Annotated in this window: 25 protein-coding genes; 15 read left to right on the plus strand and 10 right to left on the minus strand. The window is 60.5% G+C overall.

What is annotated here, in order from left to right:
* Positions 1 to 40 precede the first annotated feature (40 nt).
* Both PMI36_RS15400 and PMI36_RS31700 read right to left on the minus strand, forming a co-directional pair.
* The gene (locus tag PMI36_RS15400) at positions 41 to 688 is read right to left on the minus strand and encodes a helix-turn-helix domain-containing protein (RefSeq protein WP_007904465.1); all 648 of its coding nucleotides are present in this window, start codon (positions 686 to 688) and stop codon (positions 41 to 43) included.
* The gene (locus PMI36_RS31700) at positions 685 to 846 is read right to left on the minus strand and encodes a hypothetical protein (protein ID WP_008071985.1); all 162 of its coding nucleotides are present in this window, start codon (positions 844 to 846) and stop codon (positions 685 to 687) included. Before PMI36_RS31700 ends, PMI36_RS15400 begins: the two co-directional genes overlap by 4 nt.
* Before the next feature lie 232 nt (positions 847 to 1,078).
* Here PMI36_RS31700 and PMI36_RS15395 point away from each other — a divergent pair, with 232 nt between their 5' ends.
* The gene (locus PMI36_RS15395; protein ID WP_007904463.1) at positions 1,079 to 1,294 is read left to right on the plus strand and encodes a TOBE domain-containing protein; all 216 of its coding nucleotides are present in this window, start codon (positions 1,079 to 1,081) and stop codon (positions 1,292 to 1,294) included.
* A 303-nt stretch (positions 1,295 to 1,597) separates the two neighbouring features.
* Here PMI36_RS15395 and PMI36_RS15390 read toward each other — a convergent pair whose 3' ends face one another.
* Positions 1,598 to 2,458, minus strand: coding sequence for a LysR substrate-binding domain-containing protein (locus PMI36_RS15390; RefSeq protein ID WP_008011114.1), 861 nt, complete (start codon positions 2,456 to 2,458; stop codon positions 1,598 to 1,600).
* A gap of 252 nt (positions 2,459 to 2,710) precedes the next feature.
* Here PMI36_RS15390 and PMI36_RS15385 point away from each other — a divergent pair, with 252 nt between their 5' ends.
* The 9 genes from PMI36_RS15385 (at position 2,711) to metC (ending at position 12,812) form a co-directional block, all read left to right on the plus strand.
* On the plus strand, positions 2,711 to 3,553 hold the full coding sequence (locus tag PMI36_RS15385; protein ID WP_008071988.1) for a transporter substrate-binding domain-containing protein: 843 nt from the start codon (positions 2,711 to 2,713) through the stop codon (positions 3,551 to 3,553).
* A gap of 64 nt (positions 3,554 to 3,617) precedes the next feature.
* Complete coding sequence (locus tag PMI36_RS15380) at positions 3,618 to 4,469, plus strand: transporter substrate-binding domain-containing protein (protein ID WP_008071989.1); 852 nt, start codon at positions 3,618 to 3,620, stop codon at positions 4,467 to 4,469.
* Entirely contained in the window at positions 4,466 to 5,890 is a 1,425-nt protein-coding gene (locus PMI36_RS15375; protein WP_008071992.1) for an FAD-binding oxidoreductase, read from the plus strand. Before PMI36_RS15380 ends, PMI36_RS15375 begins: the two co-directional genes overlap by 4 nt.
* Positions 5,887 to 7,098, plus strand: coding sequence for an aminotransferase class I/II-fold pyridoxal phosphate-dependent enzyme (locus PMI36_RS15370; RefSeq protein ID WP_008071993.1), 1,212 nt, complete (start codon positions 5,887 to 5,889; stop codon positions 7,096 to 7,098). Before PMI36_RS15375 ends, PMI36_RS15370 begins: the two co-directional genes overlap by 4 nt.
* On the plus strand, positions 7,095 to 7,829 hold the full coding sequence (locus PMI36_RS15365; RefSeq protein WP_008071996.1) for an amino acid ABC transporter permease: 735 nt from the start codon (positions 7,095 to 7,097) through the stop codon (positions 7,827 to 7,829). Before PMI36_RS15370 ends, PMI36_RS15365 begins: the two co-directional genes overlap by 4 nt.
* Positions 7,819 to 8,607 (plus strand): amino acid ABC transporter permease, encoded by a 789-nt coding sequence (locus PMI36_RS15360; protein WP_008071998.1) that lies wholly within the window; start codon positions 7,819 to 7,821, stop codon positions 8,605 to 8,607. The genes PMI36_RS15365 and PMI36_RS15360 overlap by 11 nt, the downstream gene beginning before the upstream one ends.
* Positions 8,594 to 9,430 (plus strand): amino acid ABC transporter ATP-binding protein, encoded by an 837-nt coding sequence (locus tag PMI36_RS15355; RefSeq protein ID WP_008072001.1) that lies wholly within the window; start codon positions 8,594 to 8,596, stop codon positions 9,428 to 9,430. The genes PMI36_RS15360 and PMI36_RS15355 overlap by 14 nt, the downstream gene beginning before the upstream one ends.
* A 17-nt stretch (positions 9,431 to 9,447) precedes the next feature.
* Positions 9,448 to 10,044, plus strand: coding sequence for a hypothetical protein (locus PMI36_RS15350; RefSeq protein ID WP_008011131.1), 597 nt, complete (start codon positions 9,448 to 9,450; stop codon positions 10,042 to 10,044).
* Entirely contained in the window at positions 10,041 to 12,812 is a 2,772-nt protein-coding gene (gene metC, locus PMI36_RS15345; RefSeq protein ID WP_008072003.1) for a cystathionine beta-lyase, read from the plus strand. The genes PMI36_RS15350 and metC overlap by 4 nt, the downstream gene beginning before the upstream one ends.
* On the opposite strand, the gene PMI36_RS15340 is transcribed toward metC, so the two are convergent.
* From PMI36_RS15340 to PMI36_RS15325, 4 genes are all read right to left on the minus strand, one after another.
* Positions 12,809 to 13,996, minus strand: coding sequence for an MFS transporter (locus tag PMI36_RS15340; protein WP_008072005.1), 1,188 nt, complete (start codon positions 13,994 to 13,996; stop codon positions 12,809 to 12,811). The genes metC and PMI36_RS15340 overlap by 4 nt on opposite strands.
* Positions 13,997 to 14,057: 61 nt before the next feature.
* On the minus strand, positions 14,058 to 14,756 hold the full coding sequence (locus tag PMI36_RS15335) for a dienelactone hydrolase family protein (protein ID WP_008072007.1): 699 nt from the start codon (positions 14,754 to 14,756) through the stop codon (positions 14,058 to 14,060).
* A gap of 47 nt (positions 14,757 to 14,803) precedes the next feature.
* Positions 14,804 to 15,319 carry an HvfX family Cu-binding RiPP maturation protein gene (locus tag PMI36_RS15330; RefSeq protein ID WP_008072008.1) on the minus strand — a complete coding sequence of 172 codons (516 nt, stop codon included), beginning with the start codon at positions 15,317 to 15,319 and terminating at the stop codon, positions 14,804 to 14,806.
* 137 nt (positions 15,320 to 15,456) lie between these two features.
* A complete protein-coding gene (locus PMI36_RS15325) occupies positions 15,457 to 16,086 on the minus strand; it encodes a ferric reductase-like transmembrane domain-containing protein (protein ID WP_008072009.1) in 630 nt (209 codons plus the stop codon).
* A gap of 229 nt (positions 16,087 to 16,315) precedes the next feature.
* Here PMI36_RS15325 and glsB point away from each other — a divergent pair, with 229 nt between their 5' ends.
* The 4 genes from glsB (at position 16,316) to PMI36_RS15305 (ending at position 20,604) form a co-directional block, all read left to right on the plus strand.
* Entirely contained in the window at positions 16,316 to 17,224 is a 909-nt protein-coding gene (gene glsB / locus PMI36_RS15320; RefSeq protein ID WP_008072010.1) for a glutaminase B, read from the plus strand.
* A 75-nt stretch (positions 17,225 to 17,299) separates the two neighbouring features.
* Entirely contained in the window at positions 17,300 to 18,418 is a 1,119-nt protein-coding gene (locus PMI36_RS15315) for a DUF3616 domain-containing protein (protein WP_008072011.1), read from the plus strand.
* 82 nt (positions 18,419 to 18,500) lie between these two features.
* Positions 18,501 to 20,003 carry an aldehyde dehydrogenase family protein gene (locus tag PMI36_RS15310; RefSeq protein WP_008072012.1) on the plus strand — a complete coding sequence of 501 codons (1,503 nt, stop codon included), beginning with the start codon at positions 18,501 to 18,503 and terminating at the stop codon, positions 20,001 to 20,003.
* Positions 20,004 to 20,262: 259 nt separating this feature from the next.
* Entirely contained in the window at positions 20,263 to 20,604 is a 342-nt protein-coding gene (locus tag PMI36_RS15305; protein ID WP_007904432.1) for a BON domain-containing protein, read from the plus strand.
* A 90-nt stretch (positions 20,605 to 20,694) separates the two neighbouring features.
* Here the strand turns inward: PMI36_RS15305 and PMI36_RS15300 are convergent, their stop codons facing one another.
* Both PMI36_RS15300 and cynS read right to left on the minus strand, forming a co-directional pair.
* Complete coding sequence (locus tag PMI36_RS15300; protein ID WP_008072014.1) at positions 20,695 to 21,354, minus strand: carbonic anhydrase; 660 nt, start codon at positions 21,352 to 21,354, stop codon at positions 20,695 to 20,697.
* Between the two features lie 166 nt (positions 21,355 to 21,520).
* Positions 21,521 to 21,988, minus strand: coding sequence for a cyanase (cynS, locus tag PMI36_RS15295; protein WP_008072016.1), 468 nt, complete (start codon positions 21,986 to 21,988; stop codon positions 21,521 to 21,523).
* A 118-nt stretch (positions 21,989 to 22,106) separates the two neighbouring features.
* Between cynS and cynR the strand changes: the two genes are divergently transcribed.
* Positions 22,107 to 23,012 carry a transcriptional regulator CynR gene (gene cynR, locus PMI36_RS15290; protein ID WP_008072018.1) on the plus strand — a complete coding sequence of 302 codons (906 nt, stop codon included), beginning with the start codon at positions 22,107 to 22,109 and terminating at the stop codon, positions 23,010 to 23,012.
* On the opposite strand, the gene PMI36_RS15285 is transcribed toward cynR, so the two are convergent.
* On the minus strand, positions 22,998 to 23,297 hold the full coding sequence (locus PMI36_RS15285) for a hypothetical protein (RefSeq protein ID WP_008072021.1): 300 nt from the start codon (positions 23,295 to 23,297) through the stop codon (positions 22,998 to 23,000). The two genes, cynR and PMI36_RS15285, sit on opposite strands and share 15 nt — an antisense overlap.
* Between the last annotated feature and the right edge of the window lie 60 nt (positions 23,298 to 23,357).

A 23,357-nucleotide genomic window follows, 5' to 3' on the forward strand; every position in this document is an offset into this window, starting at 1 on the left:
GCCCGCTCCCACATTGGATGTTCATTGCTCTTTCAGGTGTTTAATCCAGGCGTTCCGGGTAAGTCACCACCAGATAAGCCACTGCCTCACTGTCGGCGGGGTTGCGGTAGCGGTGGGGCTGGTCGGCGTAGAACAGGATCGAGTCGCCGGTAGACAGCAGGTAACGTTCATCGTTGACGCTGATTTCCAGCACGCCCTGCGACACCACCAGGTTCTCCTGGACACCGGGGCCATGCCCCTCGCTGTGATCTTCGCCCAAAGGGCTCAGGCGCAGTTCGTAAAACTCCGATTGGCGTGCCACGTCGAACGGGAACAGGGCGCGGCTGACGAAGGCTCCGCTGGCGCTGACCAAGCGTTTGCTCTCACGCGCCGACAGCACGGCCACACCTTCGAAGGCCCGATGCTCCAGAAAGGCGGCCACCGAGACCTTCAGGCCTTTGGCAATTTTGCACAGCACTTTGATGGAAGGCACGCTGCGTCCGGACTCGATCTGCGCCAGCATTGCCCGACTCACACCACATTGCCTGGCCAGCGCGTCGAGGGACAAGTGACGCTTGCCCCGCAGCCGTTGCAGGTTCTGTGCGACTCGCTCACAGATCGGGTCTTCTTCCAGCGGCTCCAGATTATTCAAGTCCGTCACGGGTTCGTCTGCACTCGCCAGAAAACGCGAGGGTTGCTGCGCGTTCATGCGTGACGGGTCTCGGTCGAATGGGTGGCCTGGACCCATTGATAGGCCTGTAGACCGGCGTTACGTGCATACATTTCCCACATGGCCCGTGCCCGTTGCTGAGCCTGTTTGCGTTTGCGGTAACTGGCGAAGTCGATGAGGTTGTCAGTCGGATTCATGGGGCACTTCACTGTGGTGATGAATGACGGGATGAGCTGAGAGTACGTGGATATTTTTATAACGATAAATACTGATTTTGTATTTGTTAATTCATTTTGGTTATTTAAATTTATATTCCATTAAGGAATAAACAGATAATTATATATTCCTTTTGTTGTCGGTTCAGGTGATGCACTTTGAGGGCCTGCACATCCATGTGGATGCGCCCGACACCAGACAGGAAGCCTCATCATGACCATCAAAGCGATCAACGTCCGCAACCAGTTCAAGGGTGTCATCAAGGAAATACTAGAGGGCGAAGTGGTGTCTGAAATCGACGTGCAAACTGCTTCCGGGATCGTCACCTCGGTGATTACCACCCGGTCGGTGCGCGACCTTGAATTGAAAGTGGGGAGCGAGGTGATTGCCTTCGTCAAATCCACCGAGGTGTCGATCGCCAAGCTCTGAAATAGCCAATTTGACATTGAGGATCTGCGGCCTCGGCTAATACCAGTCAGTTAAGGAGCGAACCCTGTGGGAGCGGGCTTGCTCGCGAAAGCGGTGTGTCATTCAACATTGAGGTTGGCTGAACCGACGCCTTCGCGAGCAAGCCCGCTCCCACATGGGTTGCGCTTAACTGACTGGTATTAGCCGAGGCCGCTTTTTTGTCGGTGCTCACTTTCCATAACGTTGAGGTTTTCATGGCGACTCCTTTCAAGCGCACCGCATCTTCTTTGAGGAAGCACACAGCAGCGAGGGAAGCTGAGCAGGTCAGAGCCCCCGGCTGCTTCTGATCAACTCATAGGCCCGACGCACCAGCGGATTCACGGTGTTGGGCCGAATCCACAAGTGGTAGGTCACGTCCGGCAGCCGTGGCAGGCCATCGGTCTCGCCGAGTACGCGCATGTCCGGGCCGAGCATTTCCATGCTTCTGGGCGTGACGCCCAGCCCGGCACGGGTCGCGGCTTTGATGCCGATCAGGTTCGACGCCAGGTACGCCTGGCGCCATGGAATATTGGCGCGCTCCAGCGCCTCAAGGGCGTACCGACGATAAATACTCGGCTCATCCACCAGAATCAGCGGCAAGGGCTCGCCGGGCGTATGGATGTACTGCGCCGAGCAGATCCACCATACCGGCGAGGTGCGCAAGGCAAAGCCTTCGAGCGTCGGGTCTTGGCGAGTGGAAATCACCATGTCGACCTTGCCCCGATGCAGGTCATCCATCAAAAACGGGCTGCGGCCGACATCGATCTCCAGGCGCAAACGAGGGGCCGAGCGGGCGATGTGGCTGAGGATCGGCGGCAGGATGGTGTCGGCAATGTCATGGGGCGAGCCGATGCGCAATACACCGCTCAAGTTGCTTTCGCGCAGCGAGTTCAATGCATCGTCGTTGAGCGAAAGCATCTGCCGTGCATGGCGCAGCAACTGCAAACCGGGTTCGGTGAGTTGCTTCTGTCGCCCGCGCTTCTCGAACAGGCTCACCCCGACTTGTTGTTCCAGGCGTTGCATGTGCTGGGTGACCGACGATTGCGTGCGGGCCAGTTGTGCGCCGGCCTCGGCAAAACTGTGGTGATCGACCACGGCAATGAAGGTGCGCAGTAATTCGAGGTCGAGGGTAGATGAAGTCGACATGGCCATTCCTGAGGCTGTTTTTATATCAAGGCTGCAAACATAGACATTACAGTTGTTTATGTGTTTTTGGCGATATTTTATTGTGCAAGCCACAAAGGCCAGTAATTGCTGGGGTTTCGAAGATTGTCGTTTAGCGGCAACACGACAAGTTATAACGATATTAGATATTTGAATTTCCGTTACACCAACGCTGTACCTAGGATGCCCTCACATCAGGTCGGGGGACGCCGATCATTCCATGAGGGGAAATCCATGTTGCTTGAGCGCTCACCTGTAAAACGATTGTTGCCTGCCATGCTGGGCGCCTTGATCTCATTGGCCGCCAGTGCCGGTGCTCAGGCTGATGCAACGCTGGACAAGATCCAGCAACGCCATGTGCTGACAGTGGGGGTTGTACTGTCCGGCGGCCCCTTTGGCAGTATCGATCCGGGTACCCAGAAACCACGGGGTTTGAACGTCGACCTCGCTCAGGAGCTGGGCCGGCAATTGGGCGCCGAGGTGCAACTGGTACCGGTATTGCCCGCCAACCGCGTGCAGTTTTTGCAGCAGGGCAAAGTTGATCTGCTGATCGCCAACATGGAATGGACGGCCGAACGCGGCGAGATTCTCGGTTTTGTGCCAACGCCGTTCTACCGCGTCGGCGGTTCCGCGGCGCTGCTAAAGGACAGCAAAATCACCCGTTGGGAAGATCTCAAAGGCCAGCCCGTTTGCACCTCCCAGGGCAGCAGCTACATCAAGCCACTCACCGAGTTGGGCGTTGAGATCAAAGCCTTCAAGAGCTCGTCGGAATCCTTGCTCGCGCTGCGTGGCAACAACTGCGTCGCGGCGGTGCATGACGCCACGCTGATCAACCCGTTGATCGCCGACAACGTCGAATGGCAGGGCTATCGCGCGCTCAGTCCGGAACTCAACCCGGCTCCTTCAGTGATCTGGACCCGACCTGGCGAAAGCGATACCCAGGCTCGACTCGACCCGATCGTCAAGGAACTGCATCGCAGCGGTTGGCTGATCGAAGCCCAGACCCGCAATCGCATCACCCCCGCGTCACCGGCCTTGGTGGATTTACAGAAACAGTTCCAGGCCAACGGTGCCTGACCGGTTCACCTCATCGTTTCAATAAGCCGCCGACGGGCTCGGCGGTCGTTCAAGGAAGTCGTGCATGAACCGATATTTTTCCGCCAGAGGCCTGGCCACGTTGTGCCTGGCAGGATGCGCCGTGCTGGGCGCCAGCCTCGCTCAGGCCGACGCCACACTGGACAAGATCGAGCAACGCCACGCCATCAGCGTCGGGGTGATTCTCAGTGGCCCGCCATTCGGCACTCTCGACCCCAAGACCGGCGAGCACCTGGGGTACAACGTCGAACTGGCCAAGGGCATCGCCAAGGCGCTGGGCGTCGAGGCGCAAACGGTTTCCGTGCTGGCGCCCAACCGGGTGCAGTTCCTGCAACAGGGCAAGGTCGACATCCTGATCGCCAATATGCAGTTCACCGAAGAGCGTGCCGAGATTCTCGATTACGTGCCCACGCCTTATGAAGAAGTCGGCGGTGCCGCGTTGATTCGTAAAGGTGCGGGCATCACCCAGTGGAGCGACCTCAAGGGCAAACCGGTGTGCGTGTCCCAGGGCAGCAACTTCATCAAGCCCTTGCAGGAAACCTACGGCGCGCAGATCAAGGCGTTCCGCAGTCAGTCCGAATCGTTGTTGTCGTTGCGCGGCAATGGCTGCGTGGCGGCGGTGCATGTCAGCCCGACCATGCATACCTTGTTGAGCGATGCCGAGTGGGCCGGGTTTGAGATCCCGCTGCCGGGTGATTTGATCCCGTCGAACTCGGTGATCTGGATCCGCAAGGGCGAACACGATACCCAGGCGAAACTGGATGCCATCGTGCGCGACTGGCACCGCAGCGGCTGGTTGATCGAACTGGGCGAGCGCACCGGCATGGCGCAGTCGCAGGCCTTGCGTGACCTGCACGAGCAATACCGCAATGCGGCACCGCTGGCTGTGCGGCCATGAGTCGGCCGTTGTTCGTTGCCTTGCAGCAACTGCTCGGCGCCCGTCATGTGCAGAGTAACGAAGAGGCCGCCGCGTACCTGACCGACAAACAGGGCCGTTATGTGGGGCAGGTGATTGCCGCTGTCCATCCGGCCAGCACCGAAGAAGTCGCGGCGGTGGTTCGTGCCTGTGTGGCGTGTGATACGCCGGTGGTGGTACAGGGCGGCAACACCGGGCTGATGGGCGGCGCGACCCCGGACGCCAGTGGGCGCGCGGTGTTGCTGCTGCTCGACCGGATGAATCGCGTAAGGGCGGTGGACACCGACAACGACACCCTGACCGTCGAGGCGGGCTGCATTCTACAGACCATTCAAGACGTCACCCGTGACGCCGGACGTCTGTTCCCGCTGAGCCTGGGCGCCGAAGGCAGCTGCACCATCGGCGGTAACCTGGGCACCAATGCCGGCGGCACCGCGGTGCTGCGTTACGGCAATACCCGCGAATTGACCCTCGGTCTGGAAGTGGTCACCGCCCAGGGTGAAATCTGGAATGGCCTGCGCGGTTTGCGCAAGGACAACACCGGCTACGACTTGCGCGACCTGTTTATCGGCAGCGAAGGCACGCTCGGCATTATCACCGCCGCGACCCTGAAACTGTTTCCGCTGCCCAAAGCCCAAGCCACGGCGCTGCTGGCCTTCGACTCGTTGGCCCAAGCGGTGACGTTCCTGTCCCATGCCCGCGCCGGTTTCGGTGCCAGTCTCACTGCGTTCGAACTGCTCAGCGCCGAGTGCCTCGCGCTGCTGCGTGAGCAATTTCCTGAAGGCCCGCAACCCTTTCTTGGCGCTCGTCAGCCCTGGTTCGCGCTGTTGGAACTGTCCGATAACCACAGCGAAAGCCATGCCCGCGAAGCGTTTGAACAGGTACTGGGCGAAGCCTTCGAACAGCGCTTGCTGGCCGATGCGCTGATCGCCGAAAGCCTCGCCCAGAGCCAGGCGTTGTGGCTATTGCGCGAAAACATGAGCGAGGCGCAGAAGCGTGCCGGTCGCAACATGAAGCACGACATCTCGGTGCCGATTTCCCAGGTGGTGGCGTTTGTCACCCATACCGATGCTTTGCTGCAGCGTCATTTTCCCGGTGTGCGGCATTACACCTTCGGCCATCTGGGCGACGGTAACCTGCACTACAACGTCGCCCATCCGCAGGATTCGACGGTCGAGGCGCACATGGTCCATTACGCGGCACTCAGCCAACTGGTGCACGACAGCGCCCATGCCCACGACGGTTCAATCAGTGCTGAACACGGTATCGGCCAGCACAAACGGGACATGCTCGGGCGCTATAAAAGTCCGGTAGAACTCAACCTGATGCGCCGGATCAAGCAGGCGCTGGACCCGAACAATCTGCTGAACCCCGGCAAGGTATTGGAGGCGGTTCAGTCATGACACTTTGCCTGTCCAAACGCGTGCAGCGCGTCTCGCTGTCGGCCAATGCCGCCGCCAAATCCCAAGCCACGGCCCTGCGCGAGGCCGGTCGCGACATCCTCGACCTGACCACCGGCGAGCCGGATTTCGACACCCCGGACCACATCAAGCAGGCCGCTTATGCCGCCATCGCTGGCGGTGCCACCAAGTACACGCCGACACCGGGCGTGAAGGCCTTGCGAATTGCGGTGCAACGCAAGCTCCAGCAGGAAAACCATCTGGACTACCCGCTGGAATCGATCGTGATTGCCAACGGCGCCAAACAGATCATCTTCAATGCCTTCGCCGCCACCCTTGATGACGGCGATCAAGTGCTGGTGCCAACGCCTTACTGGCCGTCGTTTCCGGACAGCGTGCGCTTCAATGGCGGCGAGCCGGTGTTGATCGAATGCGGGTTGGCGCAAGGCTGCAAGCTGACGACCGAGCAGTTGGAGCAATACATCGGCGAGCGAACTCGCTGGCTGATCCTCAACGGCCCCGGCAACCCCAGCGGCGCGGTGTACAGCGCGACCGAGTTGCAAGCCTTGGCCGAGATGCTGCGGCGCCATCCTCAGGTGCTGATTCTGCTGGATGAGCTCTACGAACATATCCGCTTCGACGGTCGGCCGGCCCAGAGCCTGCTCAACGTCGCGCCGGATTTGCAGTCGCGCTGCCTGCTGGTGGGCGGCGTGTCCAAGACCTACGCCATGACCGGTTGGCGCATTGGTTTCGGTGCCGGGCCGCTAGTGCTGGCCAATGCGATGACCGTCGTGCAATCGCAATCCACCTCGGGCGCTTCTTCGGTAGGGCAAGCCGCCGCGTTGGCAGCCTTCGACGGTGGTCTGGATTTCTTGCGGTCGCAGGTCGCGGCCTATCAGCAGCGCCGGGATTTACTGGTGAGTGCTTTACGCAAAGTAGACGGCCTCGAAGTGCTCGAACCTCAAGGTGGTTTCTTCGTATTTATCCGCTGCGCCGGATTATTGGGCCGCTATCGCCCGGACGGTCAGCGCTTGGAAACCGATGCCGACGTCGTCGCGTATTTACTGGAGGAGGGCGTGGCCGGCGTAGCGGGCAGCGCTTATGGCTTGTCGCCGTGGTTTCGCCTGTCCATTGCCACTGCGACTGAAACCGTCGCAGAGGCCGGACGACGCATCGCTCAAGCCTGCGGGCAATTGCGGGGCGAACCATGAGTCATTTGCTGGAGCTGTTCGTCCACTGGGCTGCCGGGTTCGGCCTGAACTACGGCTTTCTGCTGGACGCCTATCAGCGCGGAACCCTGGAGCAGGGTGCGCTGACTACGGTGTTGCTGTGCCTGTTCACTATCGTCGGCAGCCTGCTGGCGGGTCTCGGATTGGCGGCAATGTTGACCTCGGGCAAACCCTGGCTGGCGAAACCTGCGCGGGTGTTTGTCGAAGTCACCCGCAACACGCCGACGCTGGTGCAGCTGTATTGCGCGTTCCTGGTGCTGAACATGCTGCTGACCCAGGCCGTCGGCGCGGCCAACCCGCTGACACCGTTCGCCTGGGTGGTGATCGTGATCTCGCTGCACAAGGGCGCGTTCCATGCCGAAGCCTTGCGCGCCGGCATCGAAGCCGTGCCAGCGGTGACGATGGAGGCAGCCAGTTCGCTGGCGTTCAACAGTCGGCAGTTGTTGTGGAACGTGCAACTACCGCTGGCTCTGCGCTTCGCCTTGCCGTCGCTGATCAACAACCTGATCGACCTGGTGAAGATGACCGCCGTCGCCTCGGCGATTGCCGTCGGCGACATCACCTACGCGGCAATCATGATCTGGACCCAGAGCGATAACGTGCTGGAGTTGATGATTCTGATCCTGACGTTTTTTGGTCTGCTGAGTTTTACCGTCAATTGTGTGGGGCGCCTGCTCGAAGCGCGCCTGAGGATGCCCGGCTATGGCCATTGAATCGTCCGTCACCGCGCCAGTGGCCTGGCCACGGCGGCATGTCGGCAAGTTGCTGCTATTGGCAGTTGCCGTGCTCTGGCTGGTGTATTTCGCCCCGCACAGCCCGGTGCTCAAGGCCTTGCTGCAATGGTCGCCAGCGCTGGTCGTGGGCTTTGGCCAGAACATTCTGATCAGCCTGGTGGCGATCGGGCTGGGGTCGTTGCTGGGGTTGCTGGTGGGCGCCCTGGGATTGTCGCCGTTGTGGCTGCTGCGCTTGCCGGCGCGGATCTGGGTGCAGGTTTTTCGCAACGCGCCGTGGCTGGTGCTGATCTATTTCACCACCTATGTGTTCCCGTTCGAGATCCACATCGGCAGCGCCTATGTCTCGTTCCCCGACTGGGTCAAGGTCACCCTTGGCCTGGCGTTGCCGGCGAGCGCCAACGTCGCGGAAATCTTCCGTGGCGCGGTCGCCTCGATCCCCAGTACCCAATGGGAGGCCGCACGTTCCCTGGCGTTCACCCGTGGGCAGATTTTCCGCTCGATCATCCTGCCGCAGTGCTTCAAGCGCATGTTGCCGCCGTGGATGAACCTCTACGCGGTGATCACCATGGGCACCGCACTGGCGTCATTGGTGGGCGTGCATGACGTGATCGACACCGCGCAAATCGCCAGCAACACGGTGAACCTGACCGGTTTTACCGTGGTGATTTACCTGAGCCTGCTGGTGCTGTTCTTTGCCTATTGCTACCCGATTTCCCGACTCACCCAACACTTGGAGCGACGTTATGCCTTCTACTGAAACCGTCGCTGAACCTCTGGTCAGCCTGCGCGACCTGCATCTGTCGTTTGGCAGCAACCCGGTGCTCAAGGGCATCGACCTCGACGTGCACCGTGGGCAAGCCGTGTCGATCATCGGCCCGTCCGGTTCCGGCAAGTCGACGATCCTGCGTTGCATCACCGGCCTGTTACAGCCTCAGCGCGGGACCCTTCGCGTCGGCACCACCGAGGTTCACACCCTGGCCCAGGAAGCCCAGCGCATCGAGTTGCGCAAGCGCGTGGGGTTTGTGTTCCAGCAGTACAACCTGTTCCCGCATTTGTCGGTGCTGGAGAACCTGGTGATCGCACCGCGCAAAGTGCTGGGGCGCAACCGGATCGATGCCGAGAAAGACGCCCGCGCCTTGCTGGCCAAAGTGCGCATGGAGCACAAGGCCGATGCTTATCCGGGACAACTTTCCGGCGGTCAGCAACAGCGGGTGGCGATTGCCCGGGCGTTGGCCATGCGCCCGGAATTGATTCTGTTCGATGAGGTGACCTCGGCCCTCGACCCGGAAACCGTCGGCGAGGTGCTGACGGTGATTCGCGAGCTGACCGAAGAGGGCATGACCTGTGTGCTGGTGACCCACGAAATGCGTTTCGCCGAAGAGATCAGCGACATCGTCTACTTCACTGAAAACGGCGTGATCGTCGAGCACGGCAGCGCCGCGCAGGTTTTCCAGCACCCCACCAGCGAACGCACTCAAGAGTTTCTGCGTCATGCCCTGGGCGATCCGGGACGCCGTCCCCGCGTCGCCAACGATCCGTATCTGTTGACCAACCTGAGCCGCTACAGCCTGTCTGTCTAATACCGAGGAGCCTGTTCATGAGTACCGATAACCGTGCCGCCGTCATCGAAGATTTCCTCAAGAAAATCCGCATCATCAATCAACGCGGCGTCGACCGTGCTGCATTGACGCAAATCGTCGCTTTGCTCGAAACCCTGGCCGAGCGTCGAGATCTGTTCAATTTCGACGCGTTCCCGGCGCCTGTGCCGGGGCAGGGCAGCACCGCGTTCCGCTACCGTCTCAACGACGATGGCGACACGCCGACGCTGTACCTCAACTCGCTGTTGCCGGGCAAAAGCACCATCGCGCACAACCACGAAACCTGGGCGATCATCAGCGCCGTCGAAGGCCAGGAAATCAACTACGTCTACGCCCGTGATGACGAGGGCCGCGAGCCTGGGTTCACGACCCTGCACCTGGAAAAAGAAGTGATCGTGCAGCCTGGCACATCGATCTCGTTCCTCGGTGAAGACCTGCATGGCATCCGTGTCGAAGGCGAGCAGCCGACCCTGCATTTCCATCTTTATGGCTTGCCGCTGGAATCGCTCAATGGCCGTTATGGGGTCGAGGCCGACGGGCGCATTCTCAATTACAACGCCTCGCAAATGGCGCCGTCGATCAAGGCTTACGCATGAATCGGACCGTAACCCCAGGGCAACTGCAGCAATGGCTGTTCGACGGGCAGGAAATTGCCCTGTTTGACGTGCGTGAGCATGGCCAATATGGCGAAGCCCATCTGTTTCACGGGGTGAACCTGCCCTACAGTCGCCTGGAATTGGAGGTCCGACGCCTGGCGCCGAATCCACAGGTGCGGTTGGTGATTTATGACCAGAACGGTGGGGACGTTGTGGCCCGAGCCGCTCAGCGTCTGCAGGCGTTGGGGTATGGCCGCGTGCATATTCTCGACGGCGGTGCCGACGGTTGGCAGGCGGCCGGCCTGCAGCTGTTTGCCGGCGTGCACGTGCCGTCCAAGGCCTTTGGCGAGTTGGTGGAAGAGGTCAGTCATACGCCGCATGTCACCGCCAAACAGCTGGCCGAATGGCAAGCCCGGGGCGAATCGCTGGTGGTGCTGGACGGTCGGCCGTTCGACGAATACCGCAAGATGACCATCCCCGGTTCCGTCTGTTGCCCGAATGGTGAACTGGGCTATCGCGTACACGATCTGGTGCCGGACGACAGCACGCCGATCGTGGTCAATTGCGCCGGTCGTACCCGCAGCATTATTGGCGCCCAGACCCTGATCAATCTGGGTCTGAAGAACCCGGTCTACGCCCTGGAAAATGGGACCCAGGGCTGGTACCTGGAAGACCTTCGGCTGGAGCATGGCAGCACCCGCCGCTATGCCGATGAGGTGTCATCGAAGACCTTGCCGCTACAGCGTCTTGCCGCGGCACAACTGGCCGAACGGGCCGGGGTGAAAACCGTTGCGACCGCGCAGGTTGAGCAGTGGGCCGGGGAGGCCGAACGCAGTCTGTTTTTGTGTGATGTGCGCACCGCCGAGGAGTTTGCCGCTGGAAGTTTGCCGGGCGCGCAACACACGCCGGGTGGCCAGCTGATTCAATCCACCGATCTGTACATCGGCGTGCGCCAGGCGCGGGTGGTGCTGATTGACAGCGATGGCGTGCGGGCACCGATTATTGCCAGTTGGCTTCGGCAGTTGGGGCATGAGGCTTATGTTTTAGCGGATGGGGTGAACAGCGATCTGGCGTTGCCTGCGGTTGAGCCTTTCGCACACGAAGCGTTGCCAGTGATCACGGCGCAGGCCCTGAGCGATGCGCTGAAGGATAACGCGGTGGCACTGATTGACCTGCGGCCGAGCATGACCTGGCGCAAAGGTCATATCGCCGGCTCGCGCTGGTCGATCCGCTCGTTGCTGGCGGCTGAGGTGATGGGAGAGCAACGGCCTCTGGTGCTGCTGGCCGATGATCCGCTGCTGGCCGCTTTCGCGACGCTGGAGTTGCCCGATGCTCAGCGCGCACAAACCCGGTTGCTGGACGGCGGTGTCGAGGCCTGGCGTGCGGCGGGGTTTGCGCTGCAGGAGAATGCCAACACACCGCCCGATCACCAGTGCATCGATTTTCTGTTCTTCACCCATGATCGCCATTCCGGCAACAAAGACGCGGCGCGTCAGTATCTGGCCTGGGAAATAGGCTTGTTGGCGCAAATGAGCGCAGACGAAATCGCCAGCCTCAAACCGCTGCATGCCCAGTCTCAAGCCACTCGTGATGGGCGGGTGCGTACTCGTCTGGTGCATTCGGCGCGAACTGAAAAGGGCAGTGGCAGGCGGGGCGTCAACGTGCCGGTCACTCGTTTGAGCACGGTGCTGTTCGACAACCTGGCGCAAATGCGCGACGCCCGTGCTCGCCGTGATAGTGAACGGGTTCTGAGCTATGGCGCCCGAGGCAATCCGACGGCTTTCGCCCTGGAAGATCTGGTGACGGAACTGGAGGGCGGTTACCGCACCCGCTTGTACGGCACCGGGCTGGCGGCGGTGGCGCAGACGTTCCTGGCCTATCTGCGGCCCGGCGATCATGTGCTGATCACCGACGCGGTGTATGCGCCCGTGCGGCGCCTGGCCCGGGAGCTGCTTGAGCCGTTCGGCATCCAGGTCAGCTACTTCGCGCCTGACGGCAGCGGGCTGCAATATCAACTGCAAGCGCAACTGCAAGCCAACACCAAAATGGTCTACACCGAGGTGCCCGGCTCGCTGCTGTATGAACTCTGCGACCTGCCGGCCATCGCCGCATTGTGCAAACCGCGCGGCATTCTGCTGGCCGTGGACAACACCTGGGGCTCGGGCTACCTGTATCGGCCACTGACCCTGGGCGCGGACATTTCGATCATGGCGTTGACCAAGTACCTGTGCGGTCACAGCGATGTGGTCATGGGCAGCGTCTGTACCCGGCAAGAGGTCTGGCAGCCACTGGCATCCATGAGCGACACCTTTGGCATCACCGTCAGCCCGGACGACGCCTATCTGGTGCTGCGCGGAGCACGAACCCTGGCGCCGCGCCTCGACGTACACGAACGCCAGGCTCTGGAAGTCGCTCAATGGCTACAGACGCAACCGCAGGTGAAACGGGTGTTCCATCCAGCGCTGCCCGGTCATCCCCATCACGCACTGTGGCGGCGGGACTTCAATGGCAGCAACGGTTTGCTCTCCTTCGAACTGCGCGAGGCCGACGCCACGTACGTCGAACGGTTTATCGATGCGCTACAGGTGTTTGGTCTGGGCGCGTCCTGGGGCGGCTATGAAAGCCTGGTCACCGTCGCTGATACCAAGGATCGCAACAGCGCGGCAGATCGTGCATTGAACCCGGTGCTACGGCTGCACATTGGCCTGGAAGATGTCGACGCGTTGATCGAGGATTTGCAACGCGGGTTCGCCGCCGCTGCGGACTAGGGCTTGCGCAGCACAAGCAACAACAGCGCCGCAGCCGCCAGCACCGCCCCGACGATGAAGGTGCTGGCCGAGCCCGTGGTCTCCCACAGCGCGCCGGCGAGCACACTGGCGATCAACAGGCACACGCCGCTGATCAGATTGAACAGGCCGAACGCCGTGCCCCTGAGGTGTTCGGGCGCGGTGTCGGCGATCAGCGTCGCGAGAATGCCCTGGCTGAAACCCATGTGCAGACCCCACAGGGCCACGCCTGCCAGCATGGTCATGATCGAGTCCGCTTGCGCCAATAACAGGTCCGCCAGGATCAGCAGGACGATGCCGATGCATAGCACTTTGGTGCGGCTGATCCGGTCGGACAACCAGCCGGCAGGGTAGGCGGATACGGCATAAAGCAGCGACATGACCACCATCACCATCGGCACCCAAGTGGCCGTCAGACCTGTTTGCTGTGCTTTCAATACCAAAAAGGCTTCGCTGAAACGGGCCAGTGTGAAGAGCCCACCGACGATCACCACCCACCAATAATCGCGCGAAAAATCCCGCAGAACCTTCCAGTGGATAGGCGAGCGAAAGGCGCGTTCGCCAGCGACAGTGGTTGGCTCTTTGACTCCACCGACAATCAGCGCCACCGATATCACCGCCGGGATCACCGCAAACCACAACACCAGATGGATCTGCCCGAGCCAAAGCATCAGCACGATGGCCAGGATTGGACCCAGAATGGCGCCCACGGTGTCCATCGACTGGCGCAAGCCAAAGCAGGCACCGCGGATTTCGGTGGGGGCGATGTCGGCGACTAGCGCATCTCGCGGCGCGCCACGAATGCCTTTGCCGATGCGATCCAGAAAACGCGCGGTGAACACCACATCGACCGAGTGCGCGAGGGGAAAGAGCGGTTTCGACAAGGCGGCCAGACCGTAGCCCATCAACAGCAAGCCTTTGCGCCGGCCGATAAAATCGCTGATGGCGCCGGAGAAAATCTTGGTCAGCATCGCGGTCGCCTCGGCGATGCCCTCGATCACCCCGACGGTCAACGCGCTCGCGCCCAAGGTCGTGACCAGAAACACCGGCAGCAGGCTGTGCACTAGCTCTGAAGACAGGTCCATGAACAGGCTGACAAAACCCAGGGCCCAGACCGTGGAGGGGATACGCAGTGAAGCCGGTCTGGGTTTTGAGAGGTTGTCCATGCTGGTTTCCGGGATTGAATGCTCACCGATTGTTTATGTCGCCAACCCCGGCGATCAGGCCTTAAAGGTTCTGACTCAAAAAGAGCAACGTATTGCCATGTGCCTCGACCGCCGCCCGTTGGTCATAGCTGTCACGGTGCGAGCAATTGAAGCCGTGTTCGGCCCCCGGATACACCTCGATATCGACGTCATCGTTGAACTCGAAACGCTCGGCGATTTGCTTCACGGCGTCGATGGGGATGTGGCTGTCCTGTTCGCCGAAGTGCATCAGCATCGGCACCTTGATTTCATCGGCCCGATCCAGTTGGTTTTGAATGCCGCCGCCGTAATAGGCGATCGCCACGTCGACGAAACCATTGGCCGCGGTGTTGTACGACAGCATGCCACCGAAGCAGAAACCGATAGACGCGATCCTGCCGTCCAGCCCCGGATGAGCCTTCAGGGCGTCAATGGCCAGTTTGATGTCGGCCTGCGCTTTTTGGGTGTCGGTGGCGTTCATCAACTCGACGGCGCGCTTCCAGCCGGCTTCGTCGTAGCCCAGTTCGGTCCGGTGGCCGTGGCGCCAGAACAGATCCGGCGCGATGACCAGGTAGCCGTCGGCGGCGTATTGCTCGGCGACCGAGCGAATGTGCTCGTTGACGCCGAAGATTTCCTGAATCAGCACAATCCCCGGACCTTTACCGGTGTGGGGAATGGCCAGGTAAGCGCCGAAGGTGCCCTCGGTGCTGGTGATCTCGATCCATTGGGTGGTTACGCTCATGATGGCTCCTTTACATAAGTTGGGTAGGTTGCCGAGACGCTGGCGTATCAGCGCAGACTGCGCCGCCAGAAGTATCGAGCCAACAGCGCGTCCACGCTGAGTTTGCCGGCCCCCGAGAGCAGCAACGGCAGGAGGGCTGCGAGGTAGATCAGCGGCAGTTTGAAGTTGCCATGGCCTTTATTGCTGATGGCATAACCTTGGGCAAGTTCACTCAATGTAGACCAATCGGCCGGCCAGTGAACGGCAGCAGTCGCGACGATCGTGACCACGGTCAGAATAATCGCCGAAACCCGCGTTCCCAGGCCCACCAACAGGGCGAGGGCACAGATCAATTCGGCCCACATCGCCAGTTCCCAATTCAGCGTGGCCGGAACGTGGTTGAAGGGAAACGGGAGGCTGTTCTGGATGTCGGCGAACCAGTTCTGGCCGTTCCATTTTTCCAGGCCGGACTCGAAAAATTCCCAAGCCAGAAACACCCGCAAGGTCAGGGGGGCGATCCAGCTGCCGGCACGGTCGAGGTTCAGGTGCAGGCCTTTGAGGGCCGATGAGAGGGAGGTATTCATGGGCTGAGCTCCGAGGATTCATTGTGGGAGCGGGCTTGCTCGCGAAAGCGGTGTGTCAGGCGACATCAATGTTGACTGACACTCCCTCTTCGCGAGCAAGCCCGCTCCCACAGGGGAATGTTGGTGTTGTTGAGGTTTCATTCGGTCAACAGCGCATTCCTGACCGACCGTTTGTACTTCAGCGCAATCTTGCCCAGCAGCCGAATGACAATCGCCGAAAACATCAAACCGAACGGCAGGACGTACCACCCGCTCATGGGGATGCGTTTGAAGTTGGAGTAGGTGAACACCGCCGCAATCACCCACATGCCGCTGACGTGCAGGGCTTTCCAGGGTTTGGGGCCGATCAGCCGCGCCGTGGTTTTGAATGAGGTCAACGCCATCAGCAGGATGAACAGGTAACCGACCGAGCCCGGGATGTTGCCGACCGTGGTGCGGCTGGGCCAGAACTCGGGGTTCAGTTGGCCATAGCTGTAAATCAGGATGGCGTGCACCAGGTGGGAAAACGCGAAGGCCAGGCCGATGAAGCGTCGTTCGCGCACCAACGAACGGGTGAAAGGCGAGGGCACCAGCACGGCGAGGGCCGATGCGGTGAACGCGGCAAGAAACAGTGCAAACGAAGTGCGCGCGGTAGCGCGAATGGCGCTGCGGGTGGCTTCCACCAGATCCGGATTCAGCAGCAGAATCAGGCCGGTGATCACCAGCACCAGCAAGGACAACAGGCCAAACAGCGACCAGCCGTGGTAACGGGGAACTTGGGTCATCATGACGATACTCCTGAGCAAGAGCCGACCCGGTTTTGCGAGTGGTCGGCGGACGGCAAGAGTTTTTCAACCCAGTGTGTGGGCGGTATGTCCGAAAGATCGCCCGGCGCAAGTTCATGTATCCCGGGCTGCGACAGATACATTCCCATACAAAACTGTGATTCAGCCCCGACCAGCGGCGTCTAGCGACAGTGTCCCCGCAATCCCATGGGGCGAGACTTCGGAACCCGGCATGCAAGCGCTGTTGAACGAGATCCTTGACGCAGTCCGACCGTTGATCGGTCAGGGCAAAGTGGCTGACTACATTCCCGCCCTCGGCACGGTGCCGGCCAATCAGTTGGGCATTGCCGTGTATGGCAATGATGGCGAGTTGTTTTGTGCTGGAGACGCTGACACGCCGTTCTCGGTGCAGAGTATTTCCAAGGTGTTCAGCCTGGTGCAGGCCATCGACCATTCCGGCGAAGCGATATGGGAACGTTTGGGCCACGAGCCGTCCGGGCAGCCGTTCAACTCGCTGGTGCAGCTGGAATTCGAACGCGGTCGCCCGCGCAATCCCTTCATCAACGCCGGCGCACTGGTGATTTGCGACATCAACCAATCACGCTTTGCCGCGCCGGCATTGTCGATGCGCGATTTTGTCCGGCGCTTGTCCGGTAATCCGAATGTCATGGTGGACGGCAAGGTCGCCGAGTCGGAATACCAGCACCGCGCGCGCAACGCGGCCATGGCTTATCTGATGCAATCGTTCGGCAACTTTCATAACGACGTCGAAGCCGTGCTGCGCAGCTACTTCAGCCATTGCGCGCTGCGCATGAGTTGCGTGGATCTGGCCCGCACGTTCTGCTTTCTGGCCAACGACGGTTTCTGCAAACACAGCGGCGCCCAGATCCTCAGCGCCCGCCAGACCCAGCAAGTCAACTCGATCATGGCCACCAGCGGGCTGTATGACGAAGCCGGTAACTTTGCCTATCGCGTCGGTCTGCCGGGCAAGAGCGGCGTGGGCGGGGGCATCGTCGCGGTAGTGCCGGGGCAATTCACGGTGTGCGTCTGGTCTCCGGAATTGAACGCCGCCGGCAACTCCCTCGCCGGCATGGCCGCGCTGGAGTTGTTGAGTCAGCGGATTGGCTGGTCGGTGTTCTGATGACCTGTCTTGACTAGCGTCCGATGAACGCTACCGTGAAGCAGGCATTCTTTGACTCAAGGGGCGGGTGACTTCATGGTGAATTTCGGTTCCGCGCTTCTAGTCTTCAATGACCCGGACACTCATTTGCGCAAAGGGTTGTCTGCCGTGGTCCAGATTGGCGACACCCTGTGGGTCGCCAATGATGAATCCTTGAGCCTGGAGCGCTTCACCTTGCGTGAGCGCGTCGGTGCGGGCGAGTTTCTGTTTGATCAGCACAAGCAATTCCCGTTGGCGTCCCTGTTGACGCTGCCGGTCATCCCGACGATTGGCGAAGAATTCGTTGAGGCAGACCTGGAAGGCATGAGCTACGACCGCGACACGGGTTATCTCTGGATTGTGGGGTCTCACAGCCTGAAACGGAAAAAACCCGATAGCACCAAGTCCCTGAAGAAAAACGCCGAGCGTCTGGCAACTGTCAGTCGCGATGGCAATCGTTTTCTCCTGGCCCGGATTCCGGTGGTCGAAGAAAACGGGACGTTCACTTTGGTAAAGAGCACCATCAACGATGCTCGAGTTGCCGCCCAATTGTCCGGCGATCAACTGGGTAACGAATTGCTCGATGAACTCAAGGACGACGAGCATATAGGGGCATTTCTGCACATTCCCGGCAAGGACAACGGGTTCGATACCGAAGGCCTCGAGGTCAATGGCAAGCGGGTTTTTATCGGATTGCGCGGGCCTGTGCTGCGGGGCTGGACCATTGTTCTGGAGGTCGAACCCGAAGACCATCCCAAGGCCGTCCACACGCTGACGCTGAAAAAAATCGGGCCCAAGGGGCGCAAATACCGAAAGCATTTTCTCCAGCTGGATGGACTCGGCGTCAGGGACTTATGCATCGATGGTGACGACATGTTGATCCTGGCCGGGCCGACAATGAACCTCGACGGGCCTGTCAGCGTATTTCGATGGCACAACGGCGCCAGACCAACAGACGAAAGTTTTGTCTTCAGCGAACAACTGACGCCGGCCCTGGAGGTTCCTTATGGGCAAGGAGAGGATAAAGGCCGCGATCATGCCGAAGGAATGACCTTTGTCAGCACCGCCGGCGTAGAAGAGCCCTTGCTGCTGGTGGTCTATGACGCGAACGCCGGATGGCGCAAACAGAGGAGCAATCGCCTGGAGCAAGATGTATTTCGACTGGCAAAAAAGTAACCGCCAGTGTGCCCGGTGAATGACGCTTCATGGATTTTCCTATACATTTTCTGGCCGCTCTCCTGCATGGTGAAACCGTTTCATGTCTCTTGCGCTCGAACGTCTAGTCGCTGGCACGCCAATCCCTTTTGCCGGTAATCGTGTCACTGTCGTCAGCCCCGAACTGGCGGCGCGCTTTCAGCCCGGCGACCATCTGCTGGTGGAGCAGGTCAGCGGCGAATTGTTGTTGATCCCGGTGGCGGACCAGCAAGCGGCGGCTGTCGCCATCGAGCGCGCGGAATCGGCATTCGCTGCAATGTCCGGCGTCTCGGATCACGCCATCAGCGAGTTCTTCGATCATTTTGCTCAACGCCTGGAAACGCCGGAATGCTGGGCCCTGATTGCAGCCGCCAACCTGGCCGACATCGAGCGAGCCAAGGCGCGCGGGCGTTCCACCACGCGGTTGCTGGCCGATGAACGCATGCGCGGCGACATGATCGCCGGCCTGCGGGCCTGGCGTGATGCACCGGCCACTCGCGGCAAGGTCGTGAGCTGCGTCGAGCATGACGGCTGGAAAGTCGAGCAAGTGGTCTCGCCGCTGGGCATCGTCGCGTTCGTGTTCGAAGGCCGACCGAATGTCTTTGCCGATGCCGCCGGTGTATTGCGCACCGGTAACACCGCAGTGCTGCGCATTGGCAGCGACGCGTTGGGCACCGCCCAGGCCATCGTCACCCATGCATTGAATCCGGCACTGGCCGACGCCGGATTGCCGACCGGTGCGGTGTCACTGGTGGAAAGCGTCAATCATGCCGCCGGTTGGGCGATGTTCGCCGACCGACGCCTGTCATTGGCCGTGGCCCGTGGGTCGGGACGGGCGGTCAGCCAGTTGGGCAGCATCGCGCAACAGGCCGGCACGGCCGTCAGCCTGCACGGCACTGGTGGCGCCTGGCTGATCGCCGACAAGGACGCCGATGCCCAGCGCTTTGCCGCCGTGGTGCGCAACTCGCTGGACCGCAAAGTCTGCAACACCCTGAACGTCTGCCTGATCCACCGCGATCGCGCCGCCGAACTGGTGCCGCTGTTTCTCGACGCACTGCAACAGGCCGGCACCGCTCGGGGCCAGGGCTGCAAGCTGCATATCGTCGAGGGGAGCGAGGCCTGTTTGCCGGCCGATTGGCAGACCGCTAGCGTCGAGGTGTACCGCGCCGAAGGCTATCAGACCGAAGCGTTGGCCGAACCGCTGCCCGAGGATCAATTGGGTCGCGAATGGGAATGGGAAGAAACCCCGGAAGTCAGCTTGAAGATCGTCGACGACCTGGAGCAGGCCATCGTCTTGTTCAACCGCTACAGCCCGCAATTCACCGTGTCGCTGATCAGTGAAGATGCCCAGGCGCAGGAGCGTTTCTACAACGCGGTCAACGCACCTTTTGTCGGCAACGGGATTACCCGCTGGGTCGATGGACAGTACGCGTTGAACAAGCCGGAGCTGGGGCTTTCGAACTGGGAGAGCGGGCGCCTGTTTGCGCGCAGCGCGATTCTCTCGGGGGATGGTGTGTTCACCATCCGTAGCCGCATGACCCAGACGAGTCTGTCGGTCAAACGCTGAGACGGCATTCTAGAACAGCCACGCAAACCTGTGGGAGCGGGCTTGCTCGCGAAAGCGGTGTGTCAGGCGACATCATTGTTGACTGTGCCGCCGTCTTCGCGAGCAAGCCCGCTCCCACAGGATATTCGTCGCTCTTGTATTTTACCGGCATCAGGGACAGCCCTCCGACCGCAGGCCACGGCACGCACTATACTTAATGTGTGTCCGTGTCTGCGTGGGGACGGACAGCGCATCTGATTACGTCAGAGAGGGTTGCGCCATGAAACTTCATTCCTTTCAACATTATTCTCATGGTCTGGAAACGGTCGTTCACGACATGTGGATTACCGCCCGGGTGAAGTCGGCCCTGGCATTGGCCGAAACCACCCTCGGCCTGAATGTCCATGTCAAAACCCATGCGGGCACGGTGGCATTGAGCGGTCGCGTCAACACTCACAGGCAGTGTGAGCAGGCTGTTGCTCTGGCCCGTTCGGTGCCTGGTGTCGTCAATATCGATGCCAGCGAATTGCTCACTCACGTGTTCACCCCAGGACATTCTCCAGAAGCACCGAATGCCGAAGAGACCACTGAGCGTCGGCCACCCTCGTCAGACGACAAATGACTATGGTGATCCAGTGAGTGTCATGCCTGTTCGCAGCCATGGACGGGCGTAGTCGCGTGCCAGCCCATTTTGTAACGCTGCGCCAAGCCTTCAGGCGGCTTCGACCGCTTGACCATACACCGCACAGGTGTCCGGATGTTCGGCCAGAGACACGAAGTTGCGCCGGCTGGCATCCAGCGCATCGACCGAGCCGGTTTCGATGTCATAAACCCAACCATGCAGATTCAGCAGGCCTTTTTCCTGGGCCAGACGCACGCTCGGGTGAGTCTGGATATTCGCCAGTTGGGCGATGACATTTTCCCGGACCATCGAACTTACCTTGGCTGCGTCGCTGGCGTGAGGGCGGGAGTCATTGATTACCTTGGCCGACTCGGCGTGTTGCAACCAGCCGCTGACGGCGGGCAGGTGATCCATGCATGTGCACTGGGCGATGGCGGTCATGGCGCCACAGTCCGAATGCCCGCAGATCACGATGTCCGTCACGCCCAATACCGCGACTGCATATTCGACCGTGGCCGACACGCCGCCGGGATGCGGACTGTACGAGGGCACGATATTGCCGGCATTGCGCACCACGAACAGTTCGCCGGGTTCTTGCTGGGTCAGCAATTCCGGCACCACACGGCTGTCGGAACAGGTGATGAACAAGGTACCGGGATGCTGGGTGGTGGCCAGGTGTTTGAACAGGTCGGTACGTTGCGGGAAGGCTTCTTTCTGGAACTTCAATAAACCTTCGATGAGCGCTTTCATGGTGGACTTCCTTGCAATGAATGAGAGGGGCTAATGCCTGCATAACCTGTGGGAGCGGGCTTGCTCGCGAAGACGGCGGCACAGTCAACATTGATGTCGCCTGACACACCGCTTTCGCGAGCAAGCCCGCTCCCACAGGTTTTGCACCTAAATTGACTGGATTGTCTTAGAACGGACGCAACGGCAGGAACTTGCCGTCCAGGGTAATCACTGCGCGGGAACCACCTTCCGGATCTTCAACTTTCTTCATGTCCAGCTTGAAGTTGATCGCGCTGATGATGCCGTCGCCGAATTGCTCGTGAACCAGGGCTTTGAGCGTGGTGCCGTAGATCTGGATCATTTCGTAGAAACGGTAGATGGTCGGGTCGGTCGGGATACCCGAGAGGCTGCCGCGCAGCGGAATGATCTGCAGGCGGGCCACGGCGTCGGCGTCCAGTTCGAGTTTCTCGCCAATCACCTTGGCGGCAGCTTCCGGCAGCGGATGCTGGCCGAGCAGGGCGGCGGTGACGTAGGCCAGGCCCAGGCCGGTGCCATCGGTCAAATCCTGCCAGGACAGATTCCTGCGCGCCTTGGCATCGAGGATCGAAGTGGTCAGGGCCAGACTCGGGTCTTGGTAAGCATGGGACTGTTGCATGGTGTGACTCCTATCGGTTGTGGCTGGAAAGTGGAGCCATCTTCGGTCGGTTGATCCATAGCGTCCAAGACCGATATACAATGCGTTGCATAAGTCCTGCCTATAGATGGTGTGCCCCATGCTGCTCCGACATTTGCGCTACTTGCTGGCAGTCGCCGACCACGGCGGCTTCACCCGCGCCGCCGAGGCGTTGCACGTCTCCCAACCGACGCTGTCCCAGCAGATCCGGCAACTGGAGGAAACCCTCGGCGTCAGCCTGTTCGACCGCACCTCGCGCACGGTCAAGCCGACCGATGCAGGGCTGGCCTATATCGAAAGTGCCCGTCGGGTACTCGTGGAACTTGAAGCGGGGAAACGTGCGCTGCATGACGTGAAGGACTTGTCTCGCGGCACTTTGCGACTGGCCATGACGCCAACGTTCATGGCGTATCTGGTGGGGCCGCTGGTGCGCGACTACGTGGCGAAGTTTGCGAACATCCATCTGCAGATTTTCGAGTTATCGATGGATGACATCGAGGCCGGGTTGCTCGATGACTCGCTGGACATTGCCATTGCCTTTACCCCGGTGAGGAGCCCCGACATCGAGTGCCTGCCGGCATTTGTCGAGACCTTGGGCGTGATGGTCGGGCGCAGTCATCCGTTGTTCGAGCGCCAGAACCCGTTATCGCCAAAGGAGGTGGCGCAACTGGAGTTTGCGTTGCTGACGCCAGACTTCATCACCCGATCCACCATCGACGAGTATTTTCGACAACAGAACATCACGCCCAAGGTGGCGATCGAGGTGAACTCGGTGAGTACGCTGTTGGAGGTCATTCGTCACGCGCCGATGGCCACCATCCTGCCGGAACCTATTGCCATTGCGGAACGGGCATTGCACAAAATTCCGCTGCTGGGGGAGGCGCCCAACCGAGGCGCCGCGCTGCTTCGGCGCAAAAACAACTATCACAGTGCGGCGTCGATGGCCTTTATGGACCTGGCGTTGGGCGCGGCTGCGGTCGAGTCGGCGAAGTCAGTCATCCACTGATTGGCACAGCCCATTGGGAGCCTTGCCGGTGGAGGACACGGTCACCGAATCGTCATCGGCGAGGATGATCGAGATCGTGATGCCCGAACCCCTGGCTTCGAAGTGGCGATCGTTGATGGCTTTGGTTACTGCCTCTTTGCTGTTGATCAATACCGGACCGTCCTGATCCGCATGGACGACGACTTTACCGGGGCAGTCCACATCGAATGAGGGAATGCCAGGGAGGGTGTTCGCGTGGGCAACATTTGCCATTGCCAACACTATGAATGTCAGGATTCTGTTCATCGCAAGCCTCCAGGGATCCAGCAGGGCATACGGTTAACCATAGCTTTATTTGGTGCGCAC

Source organism: Pseudomonas sp. GM79, from assembly GCF_000282495.1.
Classification (GTDB): domain Bacteria; phylum Pseudomonadota; class Gammaproteobacteria; order Pseudomonadales; family Pseudomonadaceae; genus Aquipseudomonas.

Excerpts from the sequence above, each read along its gene's own strand:
- PMI36_RS15400 (WP_007904465.1), bottom strand. The coding sequence starts at position 688 with ATGAACGCGCAGCAACCCTCGCGTTTTCTGGCGAGTGCAGACGAACCC.
- PMI36_RS31700 (WP_008071985.1), bottom strand. The coding sequence starts at position 846 with ATGAATCCGACTGACAACCTCATCGACTTCGCCAGTTACCGCAAACGC.
- PMI36_RS15395 (WP_007904463.1), top strand. The coding sequence starts at position 1,079 with ATGACCATCAAAGCGATCAACGTCCGCAACCAGTTCAAGGGTGTCATC.
- PMI36_RS15390 (WP_008011114.1), bottom strand. The coding sequence starts at position 2,458 with ATGTCGACTTCATCTACCCTCGACCTCGAATTACTGCGCACCTTCATT.
- PMI36_RS15385 (WP_008071988.1), top strand. The coding sequence starts at position 2,711 with ATGTTGCTTGAGCGCTCACCTGTAAAACGATTGTTGCCTGCCATGCTG.
- PMI36_RS15380 (WP_008071989.1), top strand. The coding sequence starts at position 3,618 with ATGAACCGATATTTTTCCGCCAGAGGCCTGGCCACGTTGTGCCTGGCA.
- PMI36_RS15375 (WP_008071992.1), top strand. The coding sequence starts at position 4,466 with ATGAGTCGGCCGTTGTTCGTTGCCTTGCAGCAACTGCTCGGCGCCCGT.
- PMI36_RS15370 (WP_008071993.1), top strand. The coding sequence starts at position 5,887 with ATGACACTTTGCCTGTCCAAACGCGTGCAGCGCGTCTCGCTGTCGGCC.
- PMI36_RS15365 (WP_008071996.1), top strand. The coding sequence starts at position 7,095 with ATGAGTCATTTGCTGGAGCTGTTCGTCCACTGGGCTGCCGGGTTCGGC.
- PMI36_RS15360 (WP_008071998.1), top strand. The coding sequence starts at position 7,819 with ATGGCCATTGAATCGTCCGTCACCGCGCCAGTGGCCTGGCCACGGCGG.
- PMI36_RS15355 (WP_008072001.1), top strand. The coding sequence starts at position 8,594 with ATGCCTTCTACTGAAACCGTCGCTGAACCTCTGGTCAGCCTGCGCGAC.
- PMI36_RS15350 (WP_008011131.1), top strand. The coding sequence starts at position 9,448 with ATGAGTACCGATAACCGTGCCGCCGTCATCGAAGATTTCCTCAAGAAA.
- metC (WP_008072003.1), top strand. The coding sequence starts at position 10,041 with ATGAATCGGACCGTAACCCCAGGGCAACTGCAGCAATGGCTGTTCGAC.
- PMI36_RS15340 (WP_008072005.1), bottom strand. The coding sequence starts at position 13,996 with ATGGACAACCTCTCAAAACCCAGACCGGCTTCACTGCGTATCCCCTCC.
- PMI36_RS15335 (WP_008072007.1), bottom strand. The coding sequence starts at position 14,756 with ATGAGCGTAACCACCCAATGGATCGAGATCACCAGCACCGAGGGCACC.
- PMI36_RS15330 (WP_008072008.1), bottom strand. The coding sequence starts at position 15,319 with ATGAATACCTCCCTCTCATCGGCCCTCAAAGGCCTGCACCTGAACCTC.
- PMI36_RS15325 (WP_008072009.1), bottom strand. The coding sequence starts at position 16,086 with ATGATGACCCAAGTTCCCCGTTACCACGGCTGGTCGCTGTTTGGCCTG.
- glsB (WP_008072010.1), top strand. The coding sequence starts at position 16,316 with ATGCAAGCGCTGTTGAACGAGATCCTTGACGCAGTCCGACCGTTGATC.
- PMI36_RS15315 (WP_008072011.1), top strand. The coding sequence starts at position 17,300 with ATGGTGAATTTCGGTTCCGCGCTTCTAGTCTTCAATGACCCGGACACT.
- PMI36_RS15310 (WP_008072012.1), top strand. The coding sequence starts at position 18,501 with ATGTCTCTTGCGCTCGAACGTCTAGTCGCTGGCACGCCAATCCCTTTT.
- PMI36_RS15305 (WP_007904432.1), top strand. The coding sequence starts at position 20,263 with ATGAAACTTCATTCCTTTCAACATTATTCTCATGGTCTGGAAACGGTC.
- PMI36_RS15300 (WP_008072014.1), bottom strand. The coding sequence starts at position 21,354 with ATGAAAGCGCTCATCGAAGGTTTATTGAAGTTCCAGAAAGAAGCCTTC.
- cynS (WP_008072016.1), bottom strand. The coding sequence starts at position 21,988 with ATGCAACAGTCCCATGCTTACCAAGACCCGAGTCTGGCCCTGACCACT.
- cynR (WP_008072018.1), top strand. The coding sequence starts at position 22,107 with ATGCTGCTCCGACATTTGCGCTACTTGCTGGCAGTCGCCGACCACGGC.
- PMI36_RS15285 (WP_008072021.1), bottom strand. The coding sequence starts at position 23,297 with ATGAACAGAATCCTGACATTCATAGTGTTGGCAATGGCAAATGTTGCC.